Annotated in this window: 26 protein-coding genes, 1 tRNA gene and 1 pseudogene; 16 read left to right on the plus strand and 12 right to left on the minus strand. The window is 66.7% G+C overall.

The genetic code is table 11. The annotated features are described in order from the left end of the window. Positions 1 to 73 precede the first annotated feature (73 nt). The 7 genes and pseudogenes from CQY20_RS35560 to CQY20_RS19960 all read left to right on the plus strand — a co-directional run. Positions 74 to 214, plus strand: a pseudogene (locus tag CQY20_RS35560) (mammalian cell entry protein); the annotation flags it as partial. Continuing rightward, positions 207 to 1,265: a virulence factor Mce family protein gene (locus tag CQY20_RS19935; protein WP_097941819.1), complete on the plus strand. Its 1,059-nt coding sequence runs from the start codon at positions 207 to 209 to the stop codon at positions 1,263 to 1,265. The pseudogene CQY20_RS35560 and the gene CQY20_RS19935, both read left to right, overlap by 8 nt. Continuing rightward, complete coding sequence (locus CQY20_RS19940; RefSeq protein ID WP_097941820.1) at positions 1,262 to 2,674, plus strand: virulence factor Mce family protein; 1,413 nt, start codon at positions 1,262 to 1,264, stop codon at positions 2,672 to 2,674. Before CQY20_RS19935 ends, CQY20_RS19940 begins: the two co-directional genes overlap by 4 nt. Beyond that, positions 2,671 to 3,864: an MCE family protein gene (locus CQY20_RS19945; protein WP_097941821.1), complete on the plus strand. Its 1,194-nt coding sequence runs from the start codon at positions 2,671 to 2,673 to the stop codon at positions 3,862 to 3,864. Before CQY20_RS19940 ends, CQY20_RS19945 begins: the two co-directional genes overlap by 4 nt. Then, a complete protein-coding gene (locus CQY20_RS19950) occupies positions 3,864 to 5,555 on the plus strand; it encodes a virulence factor Mce family protein (RefSeq protein WP_097941822.1) in 1,692 nt (563 codons plus the stop codon). Before CQY20_RS19945 ends, CQY20_RS19950 begins: the two co-directional genes overlap by 1 nt. Then, positions 5,556 to 6,251, plus strand: a complete 696-nt coding sequence (locus tag CQY20_RS19955) for an Rv1363c family protein (protein WP_097941823.1) — start codon at positions 5,556 to 5,558, stop codon at positions 6,249 to 6,251. Next, positions 6,251 to 6,745 (plus strand): mammalian cell entry protein, encoded by a 495-nt coding sequence (locus CQY20_RS19960; RefSeq protein ID WP_097941824.1) that lies wholly within the window; start codon positions 6,251 to 6,253, stop codon positions 6,743 to 6,745. The genes CQY20_RS19955 and CQY20_RS19960 overlap by 1 nt, the downstream gene beginning before the upstream one ends. On the opposite strand, the gene CQY20_RS19965 is transcribed toward CQY20_RS19960, so the two are convergent. The 4 genes from CQY20_RS19965 to CQY20_RS19980 all read right to left on the minus strand — a co-directional run bounded on the left by CQY20_RS19965 (position 6,732) and on the right by CQY20_RS19980 (position 9,399). Beyond that, on the minus strand, positions 6,732 to 8,213 hold the full coding sequence (locus CQY20_RS19965; protein ID WP_097941825.1) for an alpha,alpha-trehalose-phosphate synthase (UDP-forming): 1,482 nt from the start codon (positions 8,211 to 8,213) through the stop codon (positions 6,732 to 6,734). The two genes, CQY20_RS19960 and CQY20_RS19965, sit on opposite strands and share 14 nt — an antisense overlap. Beyond that, positions 8,214 to 8,378: a hypothetical protein gene (locus CQY20_RS19970; RefSeq protein WP_097941826.1), complete on the minus strand. Its 165-nt coding sequence runs from the start codon at positions 8,376 to 8,378 to the stop codon at positions 8,214 to 8,216. Between the two features lie 51 nt (positions 8,379 to 8,429). Further along, on the minus strand, positions 8,430 to 8,834 hold the full coding sequence (locus CQY20_RS19975) for an intersectin-EH binding protein Ibp1 (RefSeq protein ID WP_097941875.1): 405 nt from the start codon (positions 8,832 to 8,834) through the stop codon (positions 8,430 to 8,432). A gap of 202 nt (positions 8,835 to 9,036) precedes the next feature. Next, positions 9,037 to 9,399, minus strand: coding sequence for an intersectin-EH binding protein Ibp1 (locus CQY20_RS19980; RefSeq protein ID WP_097941827.1), 363 nt, complete (start codon positions 9,397 to 9,399; stop codon positions 9,037 to 9,039). A gap of 330 nt (positions 9,400 to 9,729) precedes the next feature. Between CQY20_RS19980 and CQY20_RS19985 the strand changes: the two genes are divergently transcribed. The 3 genes from CQY20_RS19985 to CQY20_RS19995 all read left to right on the plus strand — a co-directional run bounded on the left by CQY20_RS19985 (position 9,730) and on the right by CQY20_RS19995 (position 11,874). Beyond that, a complete protein-coding gene (locus CQY20_RS19985) occupies positions 9,730 to 10,665 on the plus strand; it encodes an enoyl-CoA hydratase (protein WP_097941828.1) in 936 nt (311 codons plus the stop codon). 63 nt (positions 10,666 to 10,728) lie between these two features. Continuing rightward, on the plus strand, positions 10,729 to 11,568 hold the full coding sequence (locus CQY20_RS19990; RefSeq protein WP_097941829.1) for an SDR family oxidoreductase: 840 nt from the start codon (positions 10,729 to 10,731) through the stop codon (positions 11,566 to 11,568). Between the two features lie 69 nt (positions 11,569 to 11,637). Then, positions 11,638 to 11,874, plus strand: coding sequence for a hypothetical protein (locus tag CQY20_RS19995; protein WP_097941830.1), 237 nt, complete (start codon positions 11,638 to 11,640; stop codon positions 11,872 to 11,874). Between the two features lie 34 nt (positions 11,875 to 11,908). Here the strand turns inward: CQY20_RS19995 and CQY20_RS20000 are convergent, their stop codons facing one another. The 3 genes from CQY20_RS20000 to CQY20_RS20010 form a co-directional block, all read right to left on the minus strand. Then, the gene (locus tag CQY20_RS20000) at positions 11,909 to 12,571 is read right to left on the minus strand and encodes a cutinase family protein (RefSeq protein ID WP_272938823.1); all 663 of its coding nucleotides are present in this window, start codon (positions 12,569 to 12,571) and stop codon (positions 11,909 to 11,911) included. 254 nt (positions 12,572 to 12,825) lie between these two features. Continuing rightward, positions 12,826 to 13,767 carry a hypothetical protein gene (locus CQY20_RS20005; protein WP_234816328.1) on the minus strand — a complete coding sequence of 314 codons (942 nt, stop codon included), beginning with the start codon at positions 13,765 to 13,767 and terminating at the stop codon, positions 12,826 to 12,828. 13 nt (positions 13,768 to 13,780) lie between these two features. Then, positions 13,781 to 14,206 (minus strand): cupin domain-containing protein, encoded by a 426-nt coding sequence (locus tag CQY20_RS20010; protein WP_097941832.1) that lies wholly within the window; start codon positions 14,204 to 14,206, stop codon positions 13,781 to 13,783. Between the two features lie 164 nt (positions 14,207 to 14,370). On the opposite strand from CQY20_RS20010, the gene CQY20_RS20015 reads away from it, so the two are divergent. The 4 genes from CQY20_RS20015 (at position 14,371) to CQY20_RS20030 (ending at position 18,339) form a co-directional block, all read left to right on the plus strand. Continuing rightward, on the plus strand, positions 14,371 to 15,126 hold the full coding sequence (locus tag CQY20_RS20015; protein ID WP_097941876.1) for an SDR family oxidoreductase: 756 nt from the start codon (positions 14,371 to 14,373) through the stop codon (positions 15,124 to 15,126). 54 nt (positions 15,127 to 15,180) lie between these two features. Further along, complete coding sequence (locus CQY20_RS20020; RefSeq protein WP_097941833.1) at positions 15,181 to 15,540, plus strand: intersectin-EH binding protein Ibp1; 360 nt, start codon at positions 15,181 to 15,183, stop codon at positions 15,538 to 15,540. Positions 15,541 to 15,696: 156 nt separating this feature from the next. Then, a complete protein-coding gene (locus tag CQY20_RS20025; protein WP_097941834.1) occupies positions 15,697 to 17,016 on the plus strand; it encodes a cytochrome P450 in 1,320 nt (439 codons plus the stop codon). A 6-nt stretch (positions 17,017 to 17,022) separates the two neighbouring features. Next, complete coding sequence (locus CQY20_RS20030) at positions 17,023 to 18,339, plus strand: acyltransferase (protein WP_097941835.1); 1,317 nt, start codon at positions 17,023 to 17,025, stop codon at positions 18,337 to 18,339. A 4-nt stretch (positions 18,340 to 18,343) separates the two neighbouring features. On the opposite strand, the gene CQY20_RS20035 is transcribed toward CQY20_RS20030, so the two are convergent. From CQY20_RS20035 to CQY20_RS20055, 4 genes are all read right to left on the minus strand, one after another. Beyond that, positions 18,344 to 20,908 carry an FtsX-like permease family protein gene (locus CQY20_RS20035; RefSeq protein WP_097941836.1) on the minus strand — a complete coding sequence of 855 codons (2,565 nt, stop codon included), beginning with the start codon at positions 20,906 to 20,908 and terminating at the stop codon, positions 18,344 to 18,346. Then, a complete protein-coding gene (locus CQY20_RS20040) occupies positions 20,905 to 21,597 on the minus strand; it encodes an ABC transporter ATP-binding protein (RefSeq protein ID WP_097941837.1) in 693 nt (230 codons plus the stop codon). The genes CQY20_RS20035 and CQY20_RS20040 overlap by 4 nt, the downstream gene beginning before the upstream one ends. Positions 21,598 to 21,939: 342 nt before the next feature. Beyond that, positions 21,940 to 22,014, minus strand: a tRNA-Thr gene (locus CQY20_RS20050). A 23-nt stretch (positions 22,015 to 22,037) separates the two neighbouring features. Continuing rightward, entirely contained in the window at positions 22,038 to 22,775 is a 738-nt protein-coding gene (locus CQY20_RS20055) for a hypothetical protein (RefSeq protein ID WP_097941838.1), read from the minus strand. Positions 22,776 to 22,902: 127 nt separating this feature from the next. Here CQY20_RS20055 and CQY20_RS20060 point away from each other — a divergent pair, with 127 nt between their 5' ends. Both CQY20_RS20060 and CQY20_RS20065 read left to right on the plus strand, forming a co-directional pair. Beyond that, positions 22,903 to 23,622: a response regulator transcription factor gene (locus CQY20_RS20060; protein WP_097941839.1), complete on the plus strand. Its 720-nt coding sequence runs from the start codon at positions 22,903 to 22,905 to the stop codon at positions 23,620 to 23,622. 18 nt (positions 23,623 to 23,640) lie between these two features. Then, positions 23,641 to 25,233, plus strand: a complete 1,593-nt coding sequence (locus CQY20_RS20065; RefSeq protein WP_097941840.1) for a sensor histidine kinase — start codon at positions 23,641 to 23,643, stop codon at positions 25,231 to 25,233. 12 nt (positions 25,234 to 25,245) lie between these two features. Here the strand turns inward: CQY20_RS20065 and CQY20_RS20070 are convergent, their stop codons facing one another. Next, a complete protein-coding gene (locus tag CQY20_RS20070) occupies positions 25,246 to 25,650 on the minus strand; it encodes an HIT family protein (RefSeq protein ID WP_163701210.1) in 405 nt (134 codons plus the stop codon). Between the last annotated feature and the right edge of the window lie 73 nt (positions 25,651 to 25,723).

Consider the following 25,723-nt stretch of genomic DNA (forward strand, 5'->3'; position numbering starts at 1 on the left):
GGTCTGACTGAACACACGCGCCACAGAGCGCTTTGAGGCACCCCGCCCCCAAAGCCACTAATTCAGCAGGCTCCTAGGCGCGTACGGCTCGTTCTTCAACATCTTCTACTGCTCGACGAGGTTGAAGATCAACGGGCCCGCAGGCAGCGACATCCTGGTTCCGTTCGGTGGGCCGCCCGATCCGTCGAAGGGGAGGTGCTCGGAAGATGGCTAGGCCCGACGGCGCAAACCCGTTGCGCACCGGCATTTTCGGCATCGTCCTGGTGGCGTGCCTGGTGCTGGTGTCGTTCGGCTACACCAGCCTGCCGTTCTGGCCGCAGGGTAAGCCCTACGAGGCGTACTTCACCGATGCGGGCGGCATCTCACCCGGCAACGACGTCAACGTCTCCGGCATCAATGTCGGCAAGGTCACCGGCGTGGAGTTGGCCGGCGACACCGCGAAGGTGACGTTCACCGTCGACCGCAACGTCAAGGTCGGCGACCAGTCGCTCGTCGCGATCAAGACCGACACCGTGCTCGGCGAGAAGTCGCTCGCGGTCACTCCGCGCGGCGGCGGGTCATCCACCGTTATCCCGTTGGGCCGCACCACGACTCCCTACACGCTGAACACCGCGCTGCAGGATCTCGGCCAGAATGTCGCCGCACTGGACAAGCCGCGCTTCGAGCAGGCGTTGCAGACGCTGACCGACTCGCTGCGGGACGCCACGCCGCACCTGCGCAGCGCGCTCGACGGCGTCACGAACCTGTCCCGTAGCCTCAACCGGCGCGACGAGGCCCTCGAAACATTGCTGACGCACGCCAAGCGGGTGTCCGACACGCTGGCTCAGCGCTCTGAGCAGGTGAACAAACTGATCCTGGACGGCAACCTGCTCTTCGCTGCGCTCGACGAGCGGCGCCAGGCGCTGTCCAACCTGATCGCTGGCATCCAGGATGTGTCGGAACAGCTTTCGGGGTTCGTCGCCGACAACCGCCGCGAGTTCAAGCCCGCGCTGGAGAAGATGAACCTGGTGTTGGACAACCTGCTCGAGCGGCGCGAGCACATCAGCGAGGCGCTCAAGCGGCTGCCGCCGTATGCGACCGCGCTCGGCGAGGTGGTCGGCTCGGGTCCCGGCTTCCAGATCAACCTGTACGGCCTGCCGCCCGCCCCGATCGCGGAAGTGTTGTTCGACACCTACTTCCAGCCCGGCAAGCTGCCCGACAGCCTCTCCGACATGCTCAAGGGCTACATCTCGGAACGACTGATCATCAGGCCGAAGTCACCATGACGCACGCGAACTCGTCCCGAGACCGCAGCCGCTGGTTGCGGATCGCGCTGGCCGCCGTGCTGGTCGCGATCCTCGCCGTCGGTGTGTACCTGGTGTGGCCCGCCCGCACCGGGCACAAGATCATCGCTTACTTCACGTCCGCAGTGGGTCTCTATCCGGGCGACGACGTCCGCATCGTCGGTGTGCCGGTGGGAAAGGTCGACTCGATCGAACCGCGGGCCAGCGATGTGAAGATCACGATGACCGTCAAGGACGGAGTGCAGGTTCCCGCCGACGCGAAGGCGTTGATCATCTCCCCGAACCTGGTGTCGGCCCGCTTCATTCAGCTCACCCCGGCCTATACCGGCGGTCCGACGCTGTCGGAGGGCGCCAGCATCGGCCTCGACCGCACCGCAGTTCCCGTCGAATGGGACGAGGTGAAGGAACAGCTGACGGCGCTGAGCCGCGAACTCGGCCCGCAGGACGGCTCCCTGCAGGGTCCACTGAGCGCCGTCGTCAACCAGGCCGCCGACACGTTCGACGGCAACGGCGACTCGTTCCGGCAGGCGCTGCGGGAGCTGTCGCAGACGGCAGGCCGGCTCGGCGACTCCCGCACCGACCTGTTCGGCACCATCCGAAATCTGCAGGTGTTGGTCAACGCGCTGTCGAACAGCAACGAACAGATCGTGCAGTTCACCAACCACGTGGCGTCGGTGTCGCAGGTATTGGCAGAGAGCTCAGCGGATTTGGACAACACGCTCGGCACGCTCAATCAGGCGTTGTCCGACGTGCGCGGCTTCCTCAACGACAGCAACGAGGCGTTGATCGGTCAGGTCAACAAGCTGACCGACTTCACCAACATCCTCACCGAGCACAGCGACGACATCGAGCAGATCCTGCACATCACGCCCAACGGCCTGGCCAACTTCTACAACATCTACAACCCGGCCCAGGGCACCGTCGGCGGCCTGCTGACCCTGCCGAACTTCGCCAACCCCGTGCAGTTCATCTGCGGCGGTGTGTTCGACGCGGGCACGTCCACCGACAACTACAAGCGCGCCGAGATCTGCAGGCAGCGAATGGGTCCGGTGCTGCGGCGCATCACGATGAACTTCCCGCCGCTGCTGTTCCACCCGATCAACAGCATCACCGCCTACAAGGGCCAGATCATCTACGACACCCCGGAGACCGAGGCGAAGGCGAAGACTCCGGTGCCGTACCTGCAGTGGCAGCCCGCGCCCGGCGTGACACCGCCGAAGCCGTCGGATGCGACCGACCTCAGCTCGCTGATGGTGCCGCCCGCGGAGTCGACCTCGCACGCGGGAGGCCCGGAAGCGGCGCCGCCGCCGGGACCCGACGCCGGTCCGGCGCCCGGCCCGGCCGACCCGAACGCACCCGCTCCGCTGCCCGCCGAAGGAGGTGGGGGATGAGTAAGTCGTTGCGCACCACAACATTCCGTGCCGCCCGGCGCACCGTCGCGATCTCGGCGGGCGCCACGCTGCTGGCCGGCTGCTCGTTCGGGGGGCTGAACTCGCTGAACATGCCCGGCACCGCGGGCCACGGCCCCGGCTCGTACAAGATCACCGTGCAGCTTCCCGACGTGGCGACGCTGCCGCAGAACTCGCCGGTGATGGTCGACGACGTGACCGTCGGCAGCGTCTCCGGCGTCGACGCCGTGCAGCGCCCCGACGGCACCTTCTACGCGGCCGTGCAACTGTCGCTGGACAGCAACGTCAAGCTGCCCGAGAACGCGACGGCCAAGGTGGCGCAGACCTCGCTGCTGGGGTCGCAGCACATCGAGTTGTCCGCACCGGTGGACGAGAAGCCGGTCGGTCAGCTCAAGAACGGCTCGCAGATCCCGCTGGACCGCACCGGGCGGTATCCGACCACCGAGGAGGTGCTTTCGTCGCTCGGCGTCGTGGTGAACAAGGGCAATCTTGGTGCGCTGCAGGACATCACCGACGAGACGTACAACGCGGTGGCAGGCCGTCAGGGCAGCTTCACCGATCTGGTTCCCCGGCTGGCCGAGCTGACGGCGTCGCTGGATCAACAGACAAACGACATCATCGCGGCCGCCGAGGGTTTGAACCGGTTCGCCGGGATCCTGGCCAACAGCAGAGACGATCTGGGCCGCACCCTCGACACGCTGCCCGCCGCGCTCGAGGTGCTGAACAAGAACCGCGGCAACATCGTCGACGCATTCGCGGCGCTGCAACGCTTTGCCACCATCGCGTCGAACATCCTGGCCAAGACAAAGGACGACTTCGCGGCCAACTTCAAGGACCTGTTCCCGATCATCAAGTCGCTCAACGACAATGTCGACTACCTGATCAAGGACCTCGAGTTCCTGCCGACGTTCCCGTTCCACTACAAGTACCTGCGTCGGGCGGTACGCGGTGACTACCTGAACGTGTATACGACGTTCGACCTGACACTGCGCCGCATCGGAGAATCGATCTTCACGACCTCGTGGGGATTGGACAGCAACATGGCCCACATGAGCGAGATCATCAACCCGCCCGACTTCCTCACCGGGTCCCTTGCCAACCTGTCCGGGCAGGCGGCCGACCCGTTCAAGATCCCGCCGGGGTCTGCGACCCAACACGACGAGGGGCCCTGATGCTTGATCGGCTGACTCGTCTTCAACTGTCGATCTTCGCGATCGTCACGGTGCTCACCGTCAGCGCCATCTCGATCTTCTACCTGCATTTGCCCGCCGCCGTCGGTATCGGCGCTTACCGGGTGGACGCGAATTTCGTTGCCGGCGGCGGCATTTACGAAAACGCCAATGTCACTTACCGCGGGGTGACGATCGGTCGGGTGGAATCGGTCGGGCTGACCAACGACGGCGTCGTCGCGCACATGCGGCTCAACAGCGGCACACCGGTGCCCGACAACGTCACCGCGACCGTGAAGAGCGTCTCCGCGGTGGGCGAGCAGTACATCGACCTGGTGCCGCCGGAGGACCCGTCGTCGCAGAAGCTGCGCAACGGCGCCTCGATCCCGCAGGACCGCACCGCGATCGGCCAGGACATCGCCGGGCTGTTGGACGAGGCCGACAGGCTGGTCGCCAGCGTCAGCGACAGCCGACTGCAGGACCTGTTGCGCGAGACCTTCAAGGCGTTCAACGGGTCGGGGCCGGAACTGGCGCGCTTGATCCAGTCGTCGCGGCTGTTGGTCGACGAGGCGAACAACAACTACGGGCAGGTCAGTCAACTGATCGACCAGGCGGGCCCGTTCCTCGACGCGCAGATCCGCGGCGGGGACGACATCAAATCGCTGGCCGACGGCCTGGCCCGCCTCACCGGCGAGGTGGCCAACGCCGACCCGCAACTGCGGACCACCCTGCAGACCGTGCCAGGCGCCACGGAGGCGGCCAACGAGACGTTCAGCGGCATCCGGCCGTCGTTCCCCGTGCTGGCGGCGAACCTGGCTAACTTCGGCCGGATCGGCGTGATCTACAACAAGTCGCTGGAGCAGGCGCTGGTGATCTTCCCGGCGCTGATGGCGGCGCTGAGCACCGTCGCAGGCGGTGTGCCCGCCGACGAAGGCGGCAAGCTGGACTTCAAGATCCACCTGCAGGACCCGCCGCCCTGCTCGGTCGGCTTCCTGCCCGCCACCCAGATCAGGTCGCCCGCCGACACCACGCTGCGCGAACTGCCGCCCGACCTGTACTGCAAGGTCGCCCACAACGACCCGTCGGTGGTGCGTGGCGCGCGCAACTACCCCTGCCAGGAGTTCCCCGGCAAGCGGGCGCCGACGATCCAGCTGTGCCGCGATCCCAAGGGATACGTGCCGATCGGCAGTAATCCGTGGCGCGGCCCGCCCATCCCGTACGGCAGCGAACCGATCACCGATCCGCGGATGACGCTGCCGCAGAACAAGTTTCCCTACATTCCGCCGGAGGTCGACCCGGACCCGGGGCCGCCGGCGGTGCAGCTGCCGCCGGGTGTCCCGCCGGGGCCAGGTCCTGCGCCGCACGCCCCGTACCCGCTGCCTGTGCCGCCGAACGAGCCGGGGCCGTTGCCGCCCCCGCTGCCGTTCTATGCGCCGCCGGATCAGGTGGTGCCGCCGTACGGCAGAACGCCGCCGCCACCACCCGAGGGTGCGCCGCCGCCGGCGCCTGCGCCTGCTCCGCCGGAAGCGCCCCCGCTGCCGGCCGAGGCGCCGCCGATGGCCAGCGCCACCTATGACCAGAACGGCAAGTTCGTCGACCCAGCCGGGGAAACTGGCGTGTTCGCGGGGGGAACTGACAAACTGGCGCCCGCAGAGAACTGGGTTGATCTGATGTTGGCTCCAAGGCAGGCGTAGATGGCAGAGAACACGGCTTCGACGCGACCATCGCCGAAGCCGGCGGGAAGGCGTCGTGCTTTCCGTGCGGCCGGACCGGCGAATGGTGCGGCGGCCACGCCGACCGGGGTGCCGGTCGAGCCGCCGAAAACCGTCAAGGTGCGGCTGACGCGGCCTGCGGGCCCGCCGCCGCGGCGGCAACCCCACCGCAGCCTGGTCGCCCTGGTGTCGAGCATCGCGGTGCTCGTCGCCGTGCTGGCATTGGGCGCCGTCGTCGCGTTGACCGTCAACCATCAGCGCGACGAGGAAGCCGGCGCGGCGCACAACCAGAAGTACGTCGACACCGCGTCGCAGTTCGTGGTGAACATGTTCAGCTACACGCAGGACACCATCGACGAAAGCGTCGACCGGTTCGTCAACAGCACCAGCGGCCCGCTGCGCGACATGATGAGCCAGGGCGAGAACGCCGAGAACCTCAAGCTGTTGTTCCGCGACACTAATGCCAGCGCCGAGGCCGTGGTCAACGGCGCCGCGCTGGAGAAGGTCGATGAAACCGGCAGGAGGGCCGACGTTCTGGTGGCGGTGCGGGTGACGGTCACCGATCTGGACGGAAACAACGCCCCGTCGCAGCCGTACCGACTCCGCGTCACGGTGCAGGAGGACGACAACGGTCGCATGACGTTCTACGACCTGAAGTACCCCGACGGGGGCAACTAGTGAGTACCCGTACATCGAAACTTGTTGCCGCACTGGTCATTCTGCTGGCGTGCGGGTTCGTCGCGCTGGCTGGCGTAGGCGGCTGGTTCTACTGGAACGGCGTGGAGATCCAGGGCGAGAAGGACGCCCGCGTCATCCTGGCCGACAAGGCCAAGGAGCAGATCCCGAAGGTCTTCGGCTACGACTATCAGACGGTCGAGCGAACGCTGAACGACATCTATCCGTTGCTGACGCCCAGTTACCGTCAGGAGTTCAAGGACCGCGCCATGAAGGACATCATCCCGCAGGCGCGGGAACGGCAGCTGGTCAGCCAGGCCAACACAGTCGGGGTGGGAGTTCTGGCCGCAGAACGGAATTCAGGTTCGGTGATGGTGTATCTGAACCGCACCGTGACCGACAAGTCGAAGGAACCGGTGTACGACGGCAGTCGGCTGAAGGTGGACTACGTCAAGGTCGACGGCCAGTGGCTGATCAACTACATCACACCGATCTGACGCCGGAGGCCTTCTGCGCATCCGTCCGCGTCGACGCCAGCGCGTCGAGGAAGGACCGCGCCCACCGGTCGACGTCATGAGCGAGCACCTGCCTGCGTAATGCGCGCATCCTGCGCCTGCCCTCTTCGGGGGTCTGGTTCAGTGCTCGTTCGATGGCGTTCTTGACGCCCTCGAGGTCGTGCGGGTTGGCCAGGTATGCCTGCCGCAATTCGGCCGCCGCGCCGGTGAATTCGCTGAGCACCAGCGCGCCGCCGAGATCGCTGCGGCAGGCGACGTACTCCTTGGCCACCAAATTCATGCCGTCGCGCAGCGGCGTCACCAGCATCACGTCGGCCGCGACGAAGAACGAGATCAGCTCATCGCGCGGGACCGCCCGGTGGATGTAATGCACGATCGGCTGGCCCACCTCGCCGTACTCGCCGTTGATGTGGCCGACCTGGCGCTCGATGTCTTCGCGCATTTCGATATAGCTCTCGACGCGCTCGCGGCTCGGGGTGGCCAACTGCACGAGCACGGTGTCATCGCGTTTGACCCGGCCCTCGGCGAGCAACTCCGCAAAGGCCTTCAGCCGAACGTCGATGCCCTTGGTGTAGTCGAGGCGGTCCACACCCAGCAGAATCTTGCGCGGATTGCCGAGCTCGGTGCGCAGTTGGCGAGCACGTTGCCGGACGGATCTCTCGCGGGCCTTCCTGTCCAGCTCGCCGGAGTCGATGGAGATCGGGAAAGCGCCGACGATCACGGTGCGGAAGCCGATCTGGACTTCGCCGAAGCGCGACCGCACACCGACCGAAGCGCGGGAAGTGTTGGCCCCCACCAGACGCCGCGACAGGAAAAGGAAGTTCTGCGCGCCGCCGGGCAGGTGAAACCCGACCAGATCGGCGCCGAGCAGCCCCTCGATGATCTCGGTGCGCCACGGCATCTGCATGAACAGCTCGACCGGCGGGAACGGGATGTGCAGGAAGAACCCGATGGTGAGGTCGGGCCGCAGCATGCGCAGCATCTTCGGCACCAGCTGCAGCTGGTAGTCCTGGACCCAAACTGTCGCGTTCTGCGCGGCGGCTCGCGCGGTCGCCTCGGCGAAGCGCCGATTCACCTCGACATAGCGGTCCCACCACTCGCGGTGGTAGATCGGCTTGACGATGACGTCGTGGTAGAGGGGCCACAACGTGGCGTTGGAGAACCCCTCGTAGTACATCGCCACGTCCTCGGCGGACAGGCTGACCGGATACAACTGCAGGTCGTCCTCGACGAACGGCTCTTCGTCGGTGTCCGGAATGCCCGGCCAGCCGATCCACGCGCCTTTACGCCGACGCAGCAGCGGTTCAAGGGCGGTGACCAGCCCGCCAGGACTCCGTTTCGACCGAGTGGTTCCGTCGGGCAACCGCTCCATGTCGATCGGCAGCCGGTTGGCCACGACGACAAAGTCAGAATTCCCGGAGACGACTTTCTGGCCGCCCTCCGAGGTCATTTATGCCTCGAGCTTTGCCGGTCCAATGCCGAGCATCGACAGGAGAATGCGGCATTCGTCGGCGTCGTTGGCGTATGCGGCGACGACACGCCTGGCCTGGCGGGCGGTGCTGTCGGCTAGCGGTTCGACTTCGCCGATATCGGCGGGATCAGATTTTGCAGCCATGACACCACCTTATCTCCGGCCAGGCCGGGCGCCGTTCGCGGTAGTCGCGGGTCAGCCGATGTTGCCGGTCGATCCGTGCACCGTCGGGCTGCTGCCGACCTCGGAGTGCGGCACCGGCTGTGGCCCCATGGCCTGCGATTCCTCGGCAAGGCCGATGCACTCGCCGGTGTTGTGCCCGGTGCACGGGATGCCCGCGCCGCCGCCGCCGGGGACCGTCACCGCGGGGATGTTGGGATTGCCGCCGATCGCCTGATAAGGAGCACCAGCGTTGGGAACCAGGTGCGGGACGCACTGCGCGGTGTACAGGTCAGGCTCCTCGCCGGCAGGGCACTGGGCCATCGGCGTGGCGGCCGGAGTGGGTGTCGCGACGAAGGCGATCGCCGGCGCCGCCGCTACCGCAACAGCAAAACCAGCGGCAGTGATCACTCGTCTCACGGAAAACTTCAGGGTTGCCATCGTCACGCTTTCTGTAGGTTCACTGACAGATATCGTCGAGGCGATTGTATGAAAACTGGATGATATCTGCATACATTCCCAGGGTTTCCTGGGAAAATGCCCCGACTCGTGACGATGGAAATTGCCGAAAGAAACGTCACAAAACGGTAAAGCCGGACACGAAAACGTGTCCGGCCCTGCCGTTATCGCATTTCACGCCGAATTAGGGGCTTGCGCTGACCTCCGAATGCGGAACCACGGCCGGGCCTTCGGCCTGTTGTTCTTCGGCCAAGCCGATGCACTGGCCGGTGTTCTGTCCGGTGCAAGGGATACCGCTGATTTCGGGGAGCCCGCCGACGGGTGATGTGCTTGTGAATTGCGGCGACGGCGAATTCGGCACCAGATCGGGCACGCAAACGTTGGTGAACTGGTCCTCGATTTCGCCGCCTGGACAGGCGGCGATTGTCGGAGCCGAATCACCGGCGCCGGCGACGGCGAACACCGCAGCCGCCGGTGCGGCGGCGATCGCAACGGCGAAGCCGCCCGCGAGGAGCAATCGTCTGGATGGTGGATGGAGCGTAGCCATTTCTGTGCCTTCTCTAGTTTGCTGGCCGTGTTGTCTGGGAAGCCATCGGACGCCGTCAGCGAGCTGGCTGTCATCCACCGGCTTCCTGCCTATGCCTCGTCCGAAATTGCAGTAAGACTTAGCATCTGCTGACGTGATCGTACATCCGGCGAACCGGGTTGACGGAACGAAACCGCCCAGGTGGGCGCTGTCTGAGAGTCAACTGAAAGGTTGCTGTGCCTGTGCTGGACGGTCGCTGTAGCGGCCGTGCGCCCACCACTGGGCAGCGGTTGCGCCCCGGCACGTAGGGTGCATTACAACTGACGCATCAAACGTAAACGAGGTGGCACAGTGGCTAGCCCGGAGGGAAACAGCGGCGAATCGGTCCCGCAGAAGCCGGCCGAGCAGGTGACCTACGAAACCCTCGACGACGGCCGGATCGCGCGGATCTGGCTGAACCGTCCCGAGGCGCAGAACGCGCAATCGCGAACACTGTTGGTGCAGTTGGACGAAGCCTTCGGCAGGGCCGAGGCCGACGACAACGTCCGCGTGGTGATCCTGGCGGCGCGTGGGAAGAACTTCTCGGCGGGTCACGATCTGGGGTCGGAGGAGGCGCTGCTAGAGCGCAAGCCGGGCCCTGCGCAGCATCCGACATTCCGCTCACACGGCGCGACGATGTCCGGCATCGCCGAGCGCACGTACCTGCAGGAGTGGCACTTCTTCTTCGAGAACACTCGCAGGTGGCGGGATTTGCGCAAGATCACCATCGCCCAGGTTCAGGGCAACGCCATCTCCGCAGGCCTGATGCTCATCTGGGCGTGCGACCTGATCGTCGCTGCGGACGACGCCAAGTTCAGTGACGTGGTTGCCGTTCGGATGGGGATGCCCGGTGTCGAGTACTACGCGCACCCATGGGAATTCGGCGCCCGCAAAGCCAAAGAGCTTCTGCTGACCGGTGATTCGATCGATGCCGAAGAGGCATACCGGCTCGGCATGGTTTCGAAGGTATTTCCGCGCACCGAACTCGAGGAGAAGACCCTGCAATTCGCCCGCCGCATCGCCGACCGGCCCACGATGGCGGCGCTGCTGGTGAAGGATTCGGTCAACGCCGCCTCCGACGCCATGGGCTTCACCGAGGCGCTGCGCCACGCATTCCACATCCACGAACTCGGGCATGCCCACTGGGCGGCGGCCAACGAGAACCGCTACCCGGTCGGGCTGCCGCCCGACGTTCCGGACTGGCGGACTCTCGGCCCACCCGCCCCTGCGCGTCGCGACACCCCTTGACGCGCGTGATTCGATAACGAGAACCTGTTCCAGTTTTTGCCGGGGTTCGTAGAAGGGATTGCGGTGCAGCTTTCGTTGGCGAACAAGACCGTCCTGGTCACTGGTGGGGGCAGCGGCATCGGCAAGGGCGTCGCCGCGGCGGCCGTGGACGCCGGCGCGAACGTGCTGATCGTCGGCCGCAACGCCGACAGGCTGGCCGGTGCCGTCGACGAGATCAGCGCAGGCGCCACGGGTGCCGGCTCGGTGCGCTATCAGCCGGCCGACGTCACCAACGAGGACGAGGTCGCCGCGGTCGTCGACGCCGCCACCGCGTGGACCGGCACGCTGCACGGGGTGGTCAATTGCGCGGGCGGCAGCGAGACGATCGGGCCGGTCACCCAGATCGACTCCGAGCTGTGGCGGCGCACGATCGACCTGAACATCAACGGCACGATGTACATGCTGAAGCACTCCGCGCGCGAGATGGTTCGTGGCGGCGGCGGGTCGTTCATCGGGATCTCGTCGATCGCGGCCAGCAACACCCACCGATGGTTCGGCGCCTACGGGGTCGCCAAGGCCGGCATCGATCACCTGATGCAGTTGGCCGCCGACGAACTCGGTCCGTCCTGGGTGCGGGTGAACTGCATCCGGCCCGGGCTCATCCGCACCGATCTGGTTGCGCCCGTCTTCGAGATACCGCAGTTGAGCGACGATTACGCGGCGTGCACACCGCTGCCGCGGCCGGGCGAAGTCGACGACATCGCAAACGTGGCCGTGTTCCTGCTCAGCGACGCATCGAGCTATGTCACCGGGCAGGTGATCAATGTCGACGGCGGCATGATGCTGCGTCGGGGACCCGACTACTCGTCGATGCTGGAGCCGATGTTCGGCGCCGACGGGCTGCGCGGCGTGGTGCCCAGTTAGCCGCAACCAGCCGGGGTTTTCGAGGATTTTCGTTCAACAATCCGGCCCGCGGGCTCTAACCTCGTCGATATGTCTTCACCTCCCGATGACGCAGAGCGAGTGCCGATCGAGAGCGTCCGGTGCGGCGATCCGATCTATGACGCCGACGGCGGATGCCAGCACTACAAAGTCCTGGAGAAAAGACCCATCGACGGCGGTGGCGTCGTCCTGGAACTGGAGTGTCTGCACGACAACCAGTGCCAGGTGATCGAGAAGTCCTTCCCGGCCGGATACCTGGTCGGTCGGTCGAACCGCCACTTCCTGTAGTTCGCGCTGTCGTTCGCGCGAACCCGGCGCGCGGCTATCCAGCGGTTTCGGTAGCCGTCGTCGACTCGAGCTTGTCGGCGACGAACTGCGCGGCCCGATCGGTCAGCCCGTTGGCCGGATACAGGTTGTGCGCGTTGCTGTCGCTGCCTGCAGGCGAACAGATCGGGTCCTCGGGGATGCAGAGGTCTTGCGTCTTGTCCGCGTAGAGGTGGCCGACCGTGATCGGCGGCGCGGTGTTCGCGATCATCTGCAAGAAGCCCGTCGACGGCTTTCCGAACAGCGCCACCGCGGCGACGTGGTCGGCGACGTCTGCCGGCATCGGGCCGGTCAGCCCGGCGGGCATCTGATAGCCCGCTGGCACCGAATCTGCGGTCAGGTATCCGGCGACGGCCGCGCCCTGGGAGAAGCCGCCAAGGACGATCTTGGTGTCCGGGCACGTCGCGGCGACCGACTGCACCTTGTTGCTCGCGTCGATGACACCGTTGGCGGCCGTCTGGAAGTCAAGGGAGGCCGGATAATTCACCGGATAGACCTCCATGGACTTGCCACCGAGCCTGGACTGCAACGCGTCGACGAAAGCTTGGCCGGTGCCGCCGACGCCGGGCGGTTCGAACGTGCCGCGCGCAAATACCACCTCGACATCGGGGCAGGGTTCGGCGGATGCGGCAGGCATCCCGACGAACGGATTCGCAAGCATTGAAACGGCGATTCCTGTGGCAGCGACCAAACTCTTGACGACCATCGAACTCAACCCCACCGCCTCATATAGGTTCCGTGACGCTAGGCGGGGCCACGTTGCACACCGCGCGCGATGCTTACCCGGCACCGCGGTTCGTCAAACCCGGGTCGCCGGCTTCCGCGCGGAGGCCTTCGCGCAGCCGAGCCGCGCGCGGCCTGCCACCCCAACCAGCGAGACTCATCCTCGCCCAGCGGTTCCCGCACGCGCAACCGCTAATTCGTCACTCCGTCCGACAGCAAAAGGTGAGGCTGTGCGGTGTCGAGACGCGCGCTGCGGGCGGGCAGGCGGTAGCTGGGGCGGCACTGCGGATGCAGCCAAATCGCAATGTTGTGAACGTATTCCTTGAAGATTTCGAGGCGGGTCGGGTCGGTCTTGATTTGGCTGCCGGGCGTCTCGGTGACGAAGGTCGGGGCGCCGCGGTCGAGGTCCCAGTTGTAGTCAGCAAAATGGTGGAAAGTCGACGCCGCGAGCGCGCGCCCCATCGGTACGCCGTCGGGGGTGAGTTCGCCGTCGAGCACGACGGCGAGGTTGAACCGCCGACCCGTTGCGGCGCTTCGGCCCTCGGCGAGGACCTCCGCGCAGTGCAGATCCGCCCGCACCGACCCCTCATGTGGGTGGGCGGGGAACCATTCGATGCGACCGCTGGCGCTGCGGGTGCTGCGCAACAGCGGGTGCACGGGACCGTCGGTCAGCACCGGCTGATAGTCCCCATTCGCGCCGGAGTGGTAGTTGGGCCACGAGATTGACGGCGTGTCCTGGTCATCGCACAGTGCGCGGGGATCGACGCTGGGGTCATGAAACTGGTTGATTGCGCCGAGCGAGCCGAGGCGCAGCAGGCAGCTGCCCAGGTCCTGGTGGTCGCGCGCGGTGAGCACGCCGCCGCCGCGGGCGCGGAACCGCACAATGGCCTCGGCGTCGCCGGGGCTGAGGCCATCGCCCACGTCGACGGCCATCAACCAGAGCTGGTCGTAGTCGAGTTCATCGATACGGCTCAGAACCGGGTCGTCGCCCGGCCCTGCCGCCCGGTCGCGGGCGGTCACATCGTGTCCGGCCGCCCTTAGCTCGTCAGCAAGCAGTGAGAAGCGGCTGATGTCCCAGTCGTCCGAGTTCGCGGCGATCGTCGTCTGAAGCAGGATTTTCGACAATTTCGACATGAAAGTGCCTCTCTCATAGGGCTTGTGCCGAGACGCGGCGGTCGCGGCGCGCGGCGAGTTCGTCGTCGTCGACAAGAACGAGCATGGGTTGGTCCGGGGTGCACATCATCGTCACCAGGAAGCGCAGCTTGGTGTCGTCGCGAGCGTTGCCGTCCTGGTAGTGGATGACGTCGCCGCCGGGCTCCCAGAACGGCTCGCCGGCGCGGACGACGCGCGGCGCCTCGCCCTCGAGTTCGAACAGCATTTCGCCTTCCAGCACGTACCCGAAGGCCGGGCCGAAGTGCCGGTGCGGCGGCGCACCCGGGTCGCCGGGCGGATACTCGATGATGACCGTCATGGCATGCGCGCCTTGCGGAATCGACGGCGGCGTCGCCTCCTGGATGACGGTGAGCGCGTTCTGCCAAGTGGTGCTGTGTGTTCGCGATACTGCCTCAGACATGGCGCCTTTCCTTGTCGCGGTCGTTCGGTTCTTCTCCACCTAGGACAGGGCAGGTGCCCGGTATGTGACAGCGGCGGACTGTCACGGATCGACCGCCGCCGCGGTCCTAGGTGGCGACTGGATGGCTACGGCTCGCCGTCCAGCGCAACGAGAAAGGATCGGACATGAGGATCGTCGTCATCGGGGGAACGGGTCTGGTGGGCTCCAAGGTCGTGCGCCTGCTGCGCGAGCAGGGGCACGACGCCGTCGCCGCCTCGCCCAACACCGGGGTGAACACGTTGACGGGCGAGGGGTTGGCCGAGGTGTTGACCGGCGCCGGCGTGGTCGTCGACGTCTCGAACTCGCCGTCGCTCGACGGCGATGCCGCGCAGGAGTTCTTCAAGACCGCCACCCCGAATCTGCTTGGCGCCGAACGGGCCGCCGGGGTCGGCCATCACGTCGCGCTGTCGGTCGTCGGCACCGAGGAACTGGCGGAATCGCGCGGCTATTTCAAGGCGAAGCTGGCGCAGGAGCAGCTGATCGCCGAGTCCGGAATTCCCTACACGATCGTGCACGCCACGCAGTTCTTCGAGTTCGTCAACGGCATCGCCGACGAGGCCACCGACGGCGACACCGTGCGGCTGGCGCCTGCCTACTTCCAGCCGATGGCGTCGGCGGACGTCGCGCAGGCCGTGGCGAGCGCCGCCGTCAGCGCGCCGGTCAACGGCATCACCGAAATCGGTGGGCCGCAGCGCGTCCGCCTCGACGAACTCATCAAAACCGCCTTGGCCGCCCGGAACGATCCCCGGACCGTGGTGGCCGACCCGGCGGCGGGCTACTGGGGCGCACCGGTCGGCGAGTACACACTGACACCCGGCGAGGGCGCGACGCTGTACGAGACGCGGTTCGAGGATTGGGTCCGCGAATCCGCGGCCGTGTGATTACGCGGGCTGTTCGGCTGAGAGGCGGCCGTGATCGTCCCTAGACTCTGAGTCATGGCAAACTTGCAATCCGCATCTCAACGGCTTGTCCTCGCCGGCTTCCTCGGGCTGGCCACGGTCGCCGGGCCGGTCGCCGTGATGGCGACATCGACGACCGGCGAGTCGACGCCGCTCGCCGCATGCACGACCGGCGAGGAACAAGACGTGTACACGATGTCCTGCGTCCCGTTCCTCGTCCCCCTCTCACCCGACCGCAGCGGGTTCACCACCACCGCGGCCAATCCCGACATCCCGGAGATCGACGGCGTTCCGTGCACCGGCCACGACGCCGGGGCGTGCATCGGGCTGGCCGAGGAACAGCAGGCTGAGGGCCCGCAGCCGGTACCGCGCTCGACGATCAGCGCCAGCCCCTAGCCCTGCTACCAGCACCCGCGCGTGTCGAGCAGCGAGCAGGGTCCGACCCGCCGGGACCTGCGCGGCTGAGGCCATCCTGGTACTGCGCGGGTAGCGACGAAGTGCAGTAGTGGAGTACCGCGGCGGTGGGGCCGCGCACGGACGAGGATTTCGCTCATGCCCCCGCCGGCGACGACGACCTCCGTGTGCGACGTGCCGACGCCGGAGCGGTCGAGTCCGCCGCCGGTGCGGTCGCCGAAGCTCGTCGCCGGCGTGGGGTTCGCAATCTGTCGGCGCGCGGCGATGCGCAAGTGGATCAAGCGCTACGGACGCCTCTTCGAGATCAACGTCCCGTTCTTCGGCCGCACCGTCATCGTGTCCGACCCGCCTCTGGCGCGGTCGGTGTGCACCGCCCGTGGCGATGCGATGGTCAACGTGCAGCCCAATCTCAGTAACTGGTTCGGGCCTGGCTCGGTATTCGGGCTCGACGGCGCGTTCCATCACGGACGGCGACGGCTGCTGGCGCCCGCGTTTCACGGGCGGGCTCTCAAAGTCACCGAGGCGATCGTGGAGGAGCAGACACTCCGCGAAATCGCGAATTGGCCTGAGAATACCGAGTTCCGGACCCTGGAGCCGATGACGAGGATCACCCTGAACGTGATTCTGCGGACCATCTTCGGCGCCGAGTGCGCCGAACTCGACCAGCTGCGTGCGCTCATCCCGCCCTACATGACGCTCGGCCAGCGGTTGGCGTTCGTGACGGCGCCGCCACCATGGGTCCGCCGACTCACCCCGTGGAGCAGGTTGGACGAGTATCGCCGCGCATTCGACCGCATCGTGGGCGCGCTGATCGACAGGGCCGCTTCCGATCTCGGTGACCGCACCGACGTACTGGCGCTGTTGGTGCGAAGCGGCCAGTTGACGCGGCAAGACGTCTGCGACGAGGTGCTCACCCTGATCGGCGCGGGCCACGAAACCACCGCATCCGCGCTGGCGTGGGCGTTCGAGCGGTTGCGCCGCCACCCCGACGTGCTGGCCGAACTCGTGCGCGAGGCCGACGCCGGCGGCGGCGACTTTCGACGGGCCACCATTTCGGAGTTGCTGCGGGTGCGCACTGTCATCGATGTGGCTGGCCGACGGGTGCACACGCCTGGATTCGATCTTGGCAACTGGCGAATTCCTTGTGGTCGCAATGTCATTGTGCGCATCGTGGATATACACGAGAATCCTGCGCTCTATGCCGATCCCGAGGTGTTCGATCCGAATCGGTTTCGCGACGCCAGGCCGACCGCTGGGCACTGGTTGGCGTTCGGCGGGGGAGCGCGGCGCTGCATCGGCGCCGAATACGCGACCACCGAGATGGAGGTGGTGCTGCGGACGGTGTTGCAGCACTTGCGGATACACACCGACGCCGCCCCCGACGAGAAGCCCCGCTTCAGGGGCGTCGCCCACGTCCCGAGACTCGGGGGCCGCATCGTTGTGAGCCGCCGGAGGTAGCCCGCTGTGTCAACTCAACTGATCAAACCGGAGCACGCGCAACGCCGCGAAATTCGTTGCAACGCCGCCGATGCCATGGTCGCCAACCTGGCAGTCCACTTCATCTTCTTCTTCGAGCGGCGCCTCGACACCACCGCGCTGGCCCGTTCCCTTGCGCATGCGTTGGACTACTTCCCCCTCTTTGCGGGCCGGATGGCCGTCAACGCAGGGGCGATGCGCATCCGCTGCGCAGGCCAAGGCGTGCCCTTCACCTGTGCGCGTTCCGAGGGCACGCTGCAGCAGGCGGCGCGTTCGGTGGCCGACGACAGGGGCCAGTGGCTCGTCGACGCGGTCAACGCCGTCGCATCCCGATGGGGATGGGGCCCGCTGTGCAAGGTGCGCGTCACACACCTTGCCGACGACTCCACCGCAATCGCATTCTCGTGGCACCACGCGATCGGCGACATGCAGACGGCGATGCTGTTCATGAATGCGTGGGTCGCCGCCGCTGAAGGCAAACCGATCGCCGAGCCGCTGCTCGTCGACGACCGCGCGGCCTACCTCGACGCGCACCTGCCCGCCGTCGGCTCTTGTGAACCCGGGGTGCGTTGCCTCGGTCCAGCAGAACTGGCGCGCAGCGTCCTGTATCTGGCCAAGGACGCGCGACGCCAGCGCACCCTGAGCGTCTACTTCGGCGAAGAAGAGATCAAACGCATGCGCGACACCTACGGCAGCCGTATGCGACTGTCCAGCAACGCCGTCGTGTGCGCGCACGTCTGCGAGGCCCTGATGCAGGCCGACCCCGCAGTGGATCATCGACGGCTGGCGATCGTGGTGAATACGCGAAACCGGTGCGGCCTCGATCCGATGCTGGTCGGCAATGTCGTCACGACACTGAATGTGGACCTGCAGCGCGGACAGGACGCCCGCTCGACCGCCGAACGCATACGCCGCTCGGTCAACGGCTTCGCCGAGCACTGCGACATGCGCGTCAACCAACAGTTCCTGGACCGCGCAGGCCTGCTGGGCGATGTACGCTGCGTCTCCACCGCATTCAATCCCGCCCGGTGGAACCCGCTCATCACAAACCTGAGCGGCTTCGGTGTTTACCGGATCCATTTCGAAGACACGTTCGTCTCCTACTGCACGCTGCTGATGAAGTTTCCCGTCGCCGGGCTCGGTGCCCTGGTCGACGGCGTCGACGGCCGCGGGATGCTTTTTCAGATAGCGTTGCCGCCGAGGGAATTCCAGGCGCTCTGCACGCCAGCGGTGTCCGAACACATGCACCGGTTCCGGTGCGCAGACGACGACATCCCGCAGCTGCACCGGGTGCTACACGGGTAGGGGCTCACACGGTTCGCAGCACGTCGACCGTCTCCAGCTTTCGCGCATGGATCACCGGATACGCGGTGGCGGCCAGGATTAGCACGAACAGGACCGCCAACCCCATGCGCAGCGACGGCTGCATCACACCCCATTCGATCTTGATGCCGTAGTAAACGGGTGAGCCCAGCGACCACAGATAGGTCAGGCCGATGCCGCCGAGCACGGCAAGTGCCGCCGCCAGCGCGCCGAGCAGCCCTGCGTTGGCGACGATCACGGCCTGTTCCTGCCCGGAGGTCATCCCGATCGCCCGCAGCGCGGCGCGCTCCCGCTTGCGCTGCACGAGGCCGAGGACGAACACGTTCATCACGCTGAGGCCCGCGGCCACCATCACGATGTACCCGGCCATCGTCAACGGCCTCAGGAAGCGCGTGATGCCCTGGCTGGCTTCCGACCGCCACTGGTCGTCGTCGTACACCAGCAGATCGGCGCCGAGGTTGGCGAAGTCGTCGCGATGGGCGGTGGCGTCGGCGGCCGACGCGAACGCGACCGCCACCTGGTCACGCACGGCAGCCCAGTCGTTTCGCGCCAATGTCGTTGAGGCCAAGACGATGTCGCCGACTGCGGAGTCGTTGACCATTCGCGGCTGAAACGTCCCGGCGACCCGATATCGCTTCGGCCCGTCGACGGTGGGCAGTTCGACGGTGTCGCCTGCCGCGGCGCCGAGCCGGTTGGCGGCGATCTCACTCAAACCCACTTCCCCGTCCCGCAGGCCCTGCCAGAACGCGTCACCGTCACCGGTCGGCGTGAAAAGCCCCTGGCCGTAACGGTCGCCGGGGGTGACACCGAAGACCAAGCGCGACAACGTCCCTGACGAGACGATCATCGATCGCCACCGCTGCGACACGTCGCGTCCCGGTGCAGCGGCGCTGACCAACTCGAACGCCGCGTCCGAGATCCGGCCATCGCGCTGATCGAGCACCGATTGGGCGGTGATCAACAACGAAGACGGCAGCCGGTCGGCCTTCTGCGCGGCGATCTGACTCGTGCCGAGCAGCTGCATGCTGTGTGAGCCGATCGCGAAGCTGGTGCCCTCGGCGAGAAGCGCAGCCGAGAATGCGAACAGTAGCGTGTAGCGCCTGAAATCGGCGCCGAGCAGACGCCCGACAGCCGGACGCGCGACGGTGAACAAATCGATCAGCACGCCGCCGGCGCGCGGCGCGATCCACGCCGCAACCAACACCAGCCCGAACAGCCCGACCGTCATACCGTTGATGCCGACGCCCAGCGGCAGCGATCCGCCCTCGAAGATCCTCAGCACCACAACGGATGTCGCCTGCAGGATGATTCCGACGATCAGCGGCCAGGTCGGGATCGTCCTGGTCCGCTGCACTCCGCCTGCGGTCGCCATCGACGCCAACGGTCCGTCGCGGACCAGTCTGGTGGCGGGCCCGGCCATCGCCAGAACACCGCATACGATCCCGGCGATTGCCCCGATTCCGATGAGGTTCGGTGTGAAGCTGGCAGCGATGGCGCCGCCGGAGCCGGCCAGCATGGATTTCCCGAAGTTGTCCACCAGATAGGCGCCGAGCAGGAAACCCGTTGGCACGCCGAGCAATCCGCCGACCAGGCCCACCAGGGCGCCTTCGGCCAGCATCCCGCCGAACAGGCTTCGCGGCTTGGCGCCGATGGCGCCGATGGTTCCCATCACCGCTCGCCGGTCTTCGACGGCCAGCAGCAGGGTGTTGACGGCGATGAGGACGCCGATGATGATGCCTGCCAGCGCACCGAGATTCAGATTCTGGACGCCGCCTTCGAAGATGGCGGGTAGGTGTGGTCGGGGAGGGCCTGCGGTGGCCACGCCGGCGATGACGCTGTCGACGTCGGAGCCGATGTCGACGCCCGGCTTCGGCAGGACGAATGCTGCGGTGGCGTAACCGGTCGTGGACAGCATGCGCGCTGCGACATCGACCGAAGGGGCCAGCAGAACGTAGCCGTCGTTGATGCCCTCGACGCGGTCGAACTCGGGAAACGTCCAGCCCACGTGTGCCGAGCCGTTGGGAAGTCCGGGAATCCGCACCTCGTCGCCGAGTTGTAGACGGTGGCGCTCGGCGATGACCGCCGGAATTTGCAGTGGCACACCGGGTCCGTCGGCAGGCTTCTCGCCGCGGGCTCGTCGTTCGCAGTCGAAGGGGCCGACCAGTAACTCGATTTGGCAGGAGCCCCCGAGCAGGAAGAAGCCGTGGGTGCCGTCGGCGACGTTCACAGGCGTCAGGGCGGCGACGATCGGGATGACGGCCTGGGCTTCCGGCACCTCGGCGCGCAGTCGGTCGACCGTGGCGTTGGGCAGCCGGGCGCTGACGACAGGGCTCACCTCGATGACGCCTTTGTCGGCGGCGTGGGTGAGGGCGGGGCCGAATGCGTCGAAGGGGCGGGACAGTTCGGATTTCAGGATGAACGTGCCCAGCACCACCGTCACCCCCAGTGCGACGCCGACGATGCTGAGCAGGGTGCGGCGCCAGTCGGCGATCAACGCGGCGAGATGGATGCGCCGGAATGTCAGCCATCCGGCGCGCAGCCGGTGCATCATGGCTCGCCGATGGGCGCCGCATCGCACGCGCGTCCGTCGAGGAGGTGCAACTGGCGGGTGCCGTACCTGGCGGCGGCCTGGTCGTGGGTGACCATGACGACGGCCGTGCCCTCTTCGTCAGAGAGCGCGCGCAGCACATCGAGCACCTCGGTGGAGGAGTGGCTGTCCAGGTTTCCGGTCGGCTCGTCGGCTAGGACGAGGGCCGGACGGGCCACCAGCGCGCGCGCCACTGCCACCCGCTGCATCTGCCCGCCCGACAGTTCGGCCGGACGGTATCGCGCGCGATCGCCGAGGCCGACTCGATTCAGCAGCTCTTCGGCGCGGGCATCGGCGGTGCGCGCGGGCACGCCGTCGAGCACCAACGGCAGGGACACGTTCTGGACTGCGGTCAGCGCAGGCACCAGGTTGAAGAACTGGAAGACGAAGCCCAGGTTGCGCCGCCGGAACGCCGCCCGCGCGCCCGTGCTCATGGCCCACATGTCGTCGCCGTTCACCGACACTGTGCCGCTGTTGGGAGCATCCAGGCCGCCCGCGATATGCAGCAGCGTCGACTTGCCTGCCCCGGACGGTCCGGTCACGACGACAAACTCGCCCGCCGTCAACTCGAAGTCGAAGTCGACGAGCACACGCACCTGCTCGTCGCCCCGACGGTATGTCTTATTGACGCCCTTGAGTTGCAGTACCGGCACCTACGGATTGTCGCCTCGCAAGGTCGTTTTGGGCGCAGTAGCGGGCTACTGCACATGTCTGTCAGTACAACTGGCCGGTGGCATCCCGGATTTGCCACGGATTGCGCAACAGCCTGCCTGGGCTTGTAAGAGGCACTGCCGGAGGTAGTGGCCCTGATGTCCGTCTAACCGCGCGTCACCGGCCCTGAGCCAGAGTTTCGTGCTGGCTTCGCGCCGCGCCGTGGCCTGACATACGTTGCCGCAGTAACCTTTTGACTGCGTTTCGATAGTTCGGACCCGCAACCGCGACAGTGCCTCATGCACTGACGGTATGACTGGCCACCGACAGCGGGGCCGCCGAAGTGGAGCCTCCTATCGGGATCGAACCGATGACCTACATATTACAAGTATGTTGCTCTACCACTGAGCTAAGGAGGCCTGCGTAATCCGAGTTTATCGGGTCACTCGTCGGCGTCGACGATGCGCTGGGATGTCACCGAGCGGGTCGATGGCCTGCTGCCACGGGGCCTGCGGCCGGGAAACGGGATGCGGTCGGCGATGTTGCTCAACGGGTTGACCACCTGGCTGAGCACGATGACCGCCTCGCGCAGCGCCTCGATCGTCGGCTCAAGCGCCTCGAGCCCAGGCGCCAGCCGGTTGAGGGTGTCGGCCACGTCGGCCAGCTGCTCGAGCGGCCCGTTCCTGGCAGTCAGCTTGTCGATCAGCCCGCCCTCAGCCAGCAGCCGGTCTGCCAGCCCGTCCTCGGCAAGAAGGCGTTCGACCAGGCCGTCCTCGTCGAGGAGCTGGTCGACCAGGCCGCCCGGCTCGATCGCCCGCATCAGGCCGCCGTCTTCCTGCGTCAGCCGGTCCAGCACACCGCCCGGCATCGTCAGCTTGTCGACCACCCCGCCCGGTTGCAGCAGCCGGTCGACGGGTCCGCCCGGGGCCAGTGCCCGGCCCAGCGGTTGGTCCTCGTCCATCAGCCTGGCCAGGCGATTCGCCCGCTCGACCGCCTCGTCGATACCGAGCATGTGGGCCAACGAGTTGGACCCAGCCCTGGCTCCCGCGTTTGCCTGGCCGACCGCTCGTTGCGCTATCGCGACCGCGCCGTTGGCGACGTCGAGGCCTGCTTCCGCGGCGGCAAGACCGAGTCGGGCCGGAGCGACGGCGATATCGACCAGGTTCTTGGCCAGGTTCATGCCCTCAGTGTATGGCCGCGGCCCTGCACTACCGGTCAAGCCGCATCAGGGAGCAGAATCTGTACTCACAGGAACTTGACAGCTGCCGTGCAGCTTCATTGACAGGCAATTGGGAGACATTGAGGCAATGGCCATGGCTGCACTCCCAGAAAACGTTCCAGAAGCCCGAGTCCTCGTCGTCGACGATGAGACCAACATCGTCGAACTGCTCTCGGTCAGCCTGAAGTTCCAAGGCTTCGAAGTACACACCGCGTCCAACGGACCCGCGGCCCTGGACAAGGCCCGCGAGGTCCGACCCGACGCGGTGATCCTCGACGTCATGATGCCCGGCATGGACGGCTTCGGCGTGCTGCGCCGGCTGCGCGCCGACGGCATCGACGCCCCCGCTCTGTTCCTCACCGCGCGTGACACTCTCCAGGACAAAATCGCTGGTCTGACGCTCGGCGGCGACGACTACGTGACCAAGCCGTTCAGCCTCGAAGAGGTAGTCGCTCGGCTCCGGGTGATTCTGCGTCGCTCCGGAAAGGGCGTCGAGGAGCCGCGCAGCGCCCGCCTCACCTTCGCCGACATCGAGCTGGACGAGGACACCCACGAGGTGTGGAAGGCCGGCGAACCGGTCTCGCTGTCGCCGACGGAGTTCACCCTGCTGCGGTACTTCATCATCAACGCGGGCACGGTGCTGTCCAAGCCCAAGATCCTCGACCACGTGTGGCGCTACGACTTCGGCGGCGATGTCAACGTCGTCGAGTCCTACGTCTCCTACCTGCGACGCAAGATCGACACCGGCGAGAAGCGCCTTCTGCACACGCTGCGCGGTGTCGGCTACGTGCTTCGCGAACCTCGGTAAGGAGCGAACAATAGGGGAATGTCCAGACTGCGCGGTCGGGGCGTACCGCTAAAAGTCGGCCTGGTAGCCGCCACCCTGGTGCTGGTGGCGTGCGGGCTGCTCGCCTCCGGCGTCGCCGTCACCTCGATCCTGCGGCACAGCCTGATCAATCGGGTCGACGAGACACTGCTCGATGCGTCCCGCAGCTGGGCCCAAGCGCCGCGCCGGATGCCCAACCCGCCGATGGAGCCCAACCCGGCGCGCCCGCCGTCGAACTTCTACGTCCGAGGCATCGACTCCGACGGCCGCATCTGGATGGCCGTCAACGACCGCGCCGCCGAACCCGCGCTGCCCGCCAACAACGACGTCGGCCCCAACCCCGTCACCGTCGGTTCGATCGACAACTCCCACGTGCAATGGCGAGCGATGTCTGTGCACGGCCCGCATGACGAGCTCACCACCGTCGCCATCGACCTGTCCGACGTCCAGTCCACGGTTCGCGCGCTGATCTGGTCGCAGGTCGGCATCGGCGCTGCGGTGCTGCTGGTGCTGGGCATAGCCGGCTTCTGGGTGGTGCAACGCAGCCTGCGGCCGCTCACCGAAGTCGAGCGAACCGCCGCCGACATCGCCGCAGGGCAGTTAGATCGCCGTGTGCCGCAACGTGATCCACGCACCGAAGTGGGCAGGCTGTCGCTGGCGCTGAATGGCATGCTCGCGCAGATACAGCGGGCGGTGGCGTCGTCGGAATCGTCTGCCGAGCAAGCCCGTCGCTCCGAAGAGCGGATGCGCCGCTTCATCACCGACGCCAGCCACGAACTGCGCACCCCGCTGACGACCATCCGCGGTTTCGCCGAGCTGTATCGCCAAGGCGCGGCCCGCGATATCGAGATGCTGATGTCGCGCATCGAAAGCGAGTCGCGCCGAATGGGTCTGCTGGTGGAGGACCTGCTGCTGCTGGCCCGCCTGGACGCGCAGCGGCCACTGGATCGCCATCGCGTGGATCTGCTGACGCTGGCCACCGACTCGGTGCACGACGCGCAGTCGATCGCGCCCAAGCGCACCATCACCCTCGAGGTCATCGACGGCCCAGGCACCCCTGAGGTGCTCGGCGACGAGGCCCGGCTGCGCCAGGTTCTGGGCAACCTGGTCGCCAACGCGCTGCAGCACACGCCCGAAACCGCGCGCATCACCGTGCGCGTGGGCACCGATGACGACAATGCCGTGCTCGAGGTGGCCGACGAAGGCCCCGGCATGAGCGCCGAGGACGCCCACCGCGTCTTCGAGCGGTTCTACCGCACCGACTCCTCCCGCGACCGCGCAAGCGGCGGAACGGGTTTGGGCCTCTCCATCGTCGATTCGCTGGTCTACGCACACGGCGGCACCGTCAGCGTCACCACCGCACCTGGCAATGGATCACGGTTCACGGTCAAGCTGCCGCGTATCGCCGAGGCCGCGCCGCAGGCCGATCACGATTCCGCGGACGGCGACGGCTCACCGCCCGTCGGCGACGAGGCATCTACGCTCGACGGAGCACCCACGCTAGACGGAGCACCTACGAGCGAGGCGGAAACTACGCATGCCAGCGACCCCGCGCATGCCGTCAGCGGGGGTGACGGCTCCACGCAGCGTTAGGTCAGTGCAGCGTTAGGTCAGTTCGGCCAGCGCCGCCTTGATCTTGGCCTGCGCCTCGTCAAGCGACTCCGGCGACGGATTGCGGTCGACGTTGGCGAACCCGAAGTCGGTCAGGTTGTAGGCCGGGAAGACGTGTACGTGCAGATGCGGCACCTCCAAGCCCGCGATGATCACGCCCGCCCGTTCGGCGTTGAATGCCTTGCAGACCGCCTTGCCGATCAGCTGTGACACTCGCATGATCCGTGCGAACACGTCCGGGTCGACGTCCTGCCACTTGTCGATCTCCTCGCGCGGTACGACGAGCGTGTGCCCCTGCGTCATCGGCTCGATCGTCAAGAACGCCACAATCTCGTCGTCCTCGTAGACGAAGCGGCCGGGCAGTTCGCCATTGATGATCTTGGTGAAGACGGTAGCCATGGGCATGAGCATTCCACCTGCTCGATGCCATCTGCCAGCGGGGTGAAGGGTGTCGTGTGAGATCGACGAGCAG

It is taken from the genome of Mycolicibacterium agri, from assembly GCF_002553505.1.
Lineage (GTDB): Bacteria > Actinomycetota > Actinomycetes > Mycobacteriales > Mycobacteriaceae > Mycobacterium > Mycobacterium agri.

Coding starts and splice junctions, on each gene's coding strand:
- CQY20_RS19935 (WP_097941819.1), top strand. CDS start 207: ATGGCTAGGCCCGACGGCGCAAACCCGTTGCGCACCGGCATTTTCGGC.
- CQY20_RS19940 (WP_097941820.1), top strand. CDS start 1,262: ATGACGCACGCGAACTCGTCCCGAGACCGCAGCCGCTGGTTGCGGATC.
- CQY20_RS19945 (WP_097941821.1), top strand. CDS start 2,671: ATGAGTAAGTCGTTGCGCACCACAACATTCCGTGCCGCCCGGCGCACC.
- CQY20_RS19950 (WP_097941822.1), top strand. CDS start 3,864: ATGCTTGATCGGCTGACTCGTCTTCAACTGTCGATCTTCGCGATCGTC.
- CQY20_RS19955 (WP_097941823.1), top strand. CDS start 5,556: ATGGCAGAGAACACGGCTTCGACGCGACCATCGCCGAAGCCGGCGGGA.
- CQY20_RS19965 (WP_097941825.1), bottom strand. CDS start 8,213: ATGACCTCGGAGGGCGGCCAGAAAGTCGTCTCCGGGAATTCTGACTTT.
- CQY20_RS19970 (WP_097941826.1), bottom strand. CDS start 8,378: ATGGCTGCAAAATCTGATCCCGCCGATATCGGCGAAGTCGAACCGCTA.
- CQY20_RS19975 (WP_097941875.1), bottom strand. CDS start 8,834: ATGGCAACCCTGAAGTTTTCCGTGAGACGAGTGATCACTGCCGCTGGT.
- CQY20_RS19980 (WP_097941827.1), bottom strand. CDS start 9,399: ATGGCTACGCTCCATCCACCATCCAGACGATTGCTCCTCGCGGGCGGC.
- CQY20_RS19995 (WP_097941830.1), top strand. CDS start 11,638: ATGTCTTCACCTCCCGATGACGCAGAGCGAGTGCCGATCGAGAGCGTC.
- CQY20_RS20000 (WP_272938823.1), bottom strand. CDS start 12,571: ATGCTTGCGAATCCGTTCGTCGGGATGCCTGCCGCATCCGCCGAACCC.
- CQY20_RS20005 (WP_234816328.1), bottom strand. CDS start 13,767: ATGTCGAAATTGTCGAAAATCCTGCTTCAGACGACGATCGCCGCGAAC.
- CQY20_RS20010 (WP_097941832.1), bottom strand. CDS start 14,206: ATGTCTGAGGCAGTATCGCGAACACACAGCACCACTTGGCAGAACGCG.
- CQY20_RS20015 (WP_097941876.1), top strand. CDS start 14,371: ATGAGGATCGTCGTCATCGGGGGAACGGGTCTGGTGGGCTCCAAGGTC.
- CQY20_RS20020 (WP_097941833.1), top strand. CDS start 15,181: ATGGCAAACTTGCAATCCGCATCTCAACGGCTTGTCCTCGCCGGCTTC.
- CQY20_RS20025 (WP_097941834.1), top strand. CDS start 15,697: ATGCCCCCGCCGGCGACGACGACCTCCGTGTGCGACGTGCCGACGCCG.
- CQY20_RS20035 (WP_097941836.1), bottom strand. CDS start 20,908: ATGATGCACCGGCTGCGCGCCGGATGGCTGACATTCCGGCGCATCCAT.
- CQY20_RS20055 (WP_097941838.1), bottom strand. CDS start 22,775: ATGAACCTGGCCAAGAACCTGGTCGATATCGCCGTCGCTCCGGCCCGA.
- CQY20_RS20060 (WP_097941839.1), top strand. CDS start 22,903: ATGGCCATGGCTGCACTCCCAGAAAACGTTCCAGAAGCCCGAGTCCTC.
- CQY20_RS20065 (WP_097941840.1), top strand. CDS start 23,641: ATGTCCAGACTGCGCGGTCGGGGCGTACCGCTAAAAGTCGGCCTGGTA.
- CQY20_RS20070 (WP_163701210.1), bottom strand. CDS start 25,650: ATGGCTACCGTCTTCACCAAGATCATCAATGGCGAACTGCCCGGCCGC.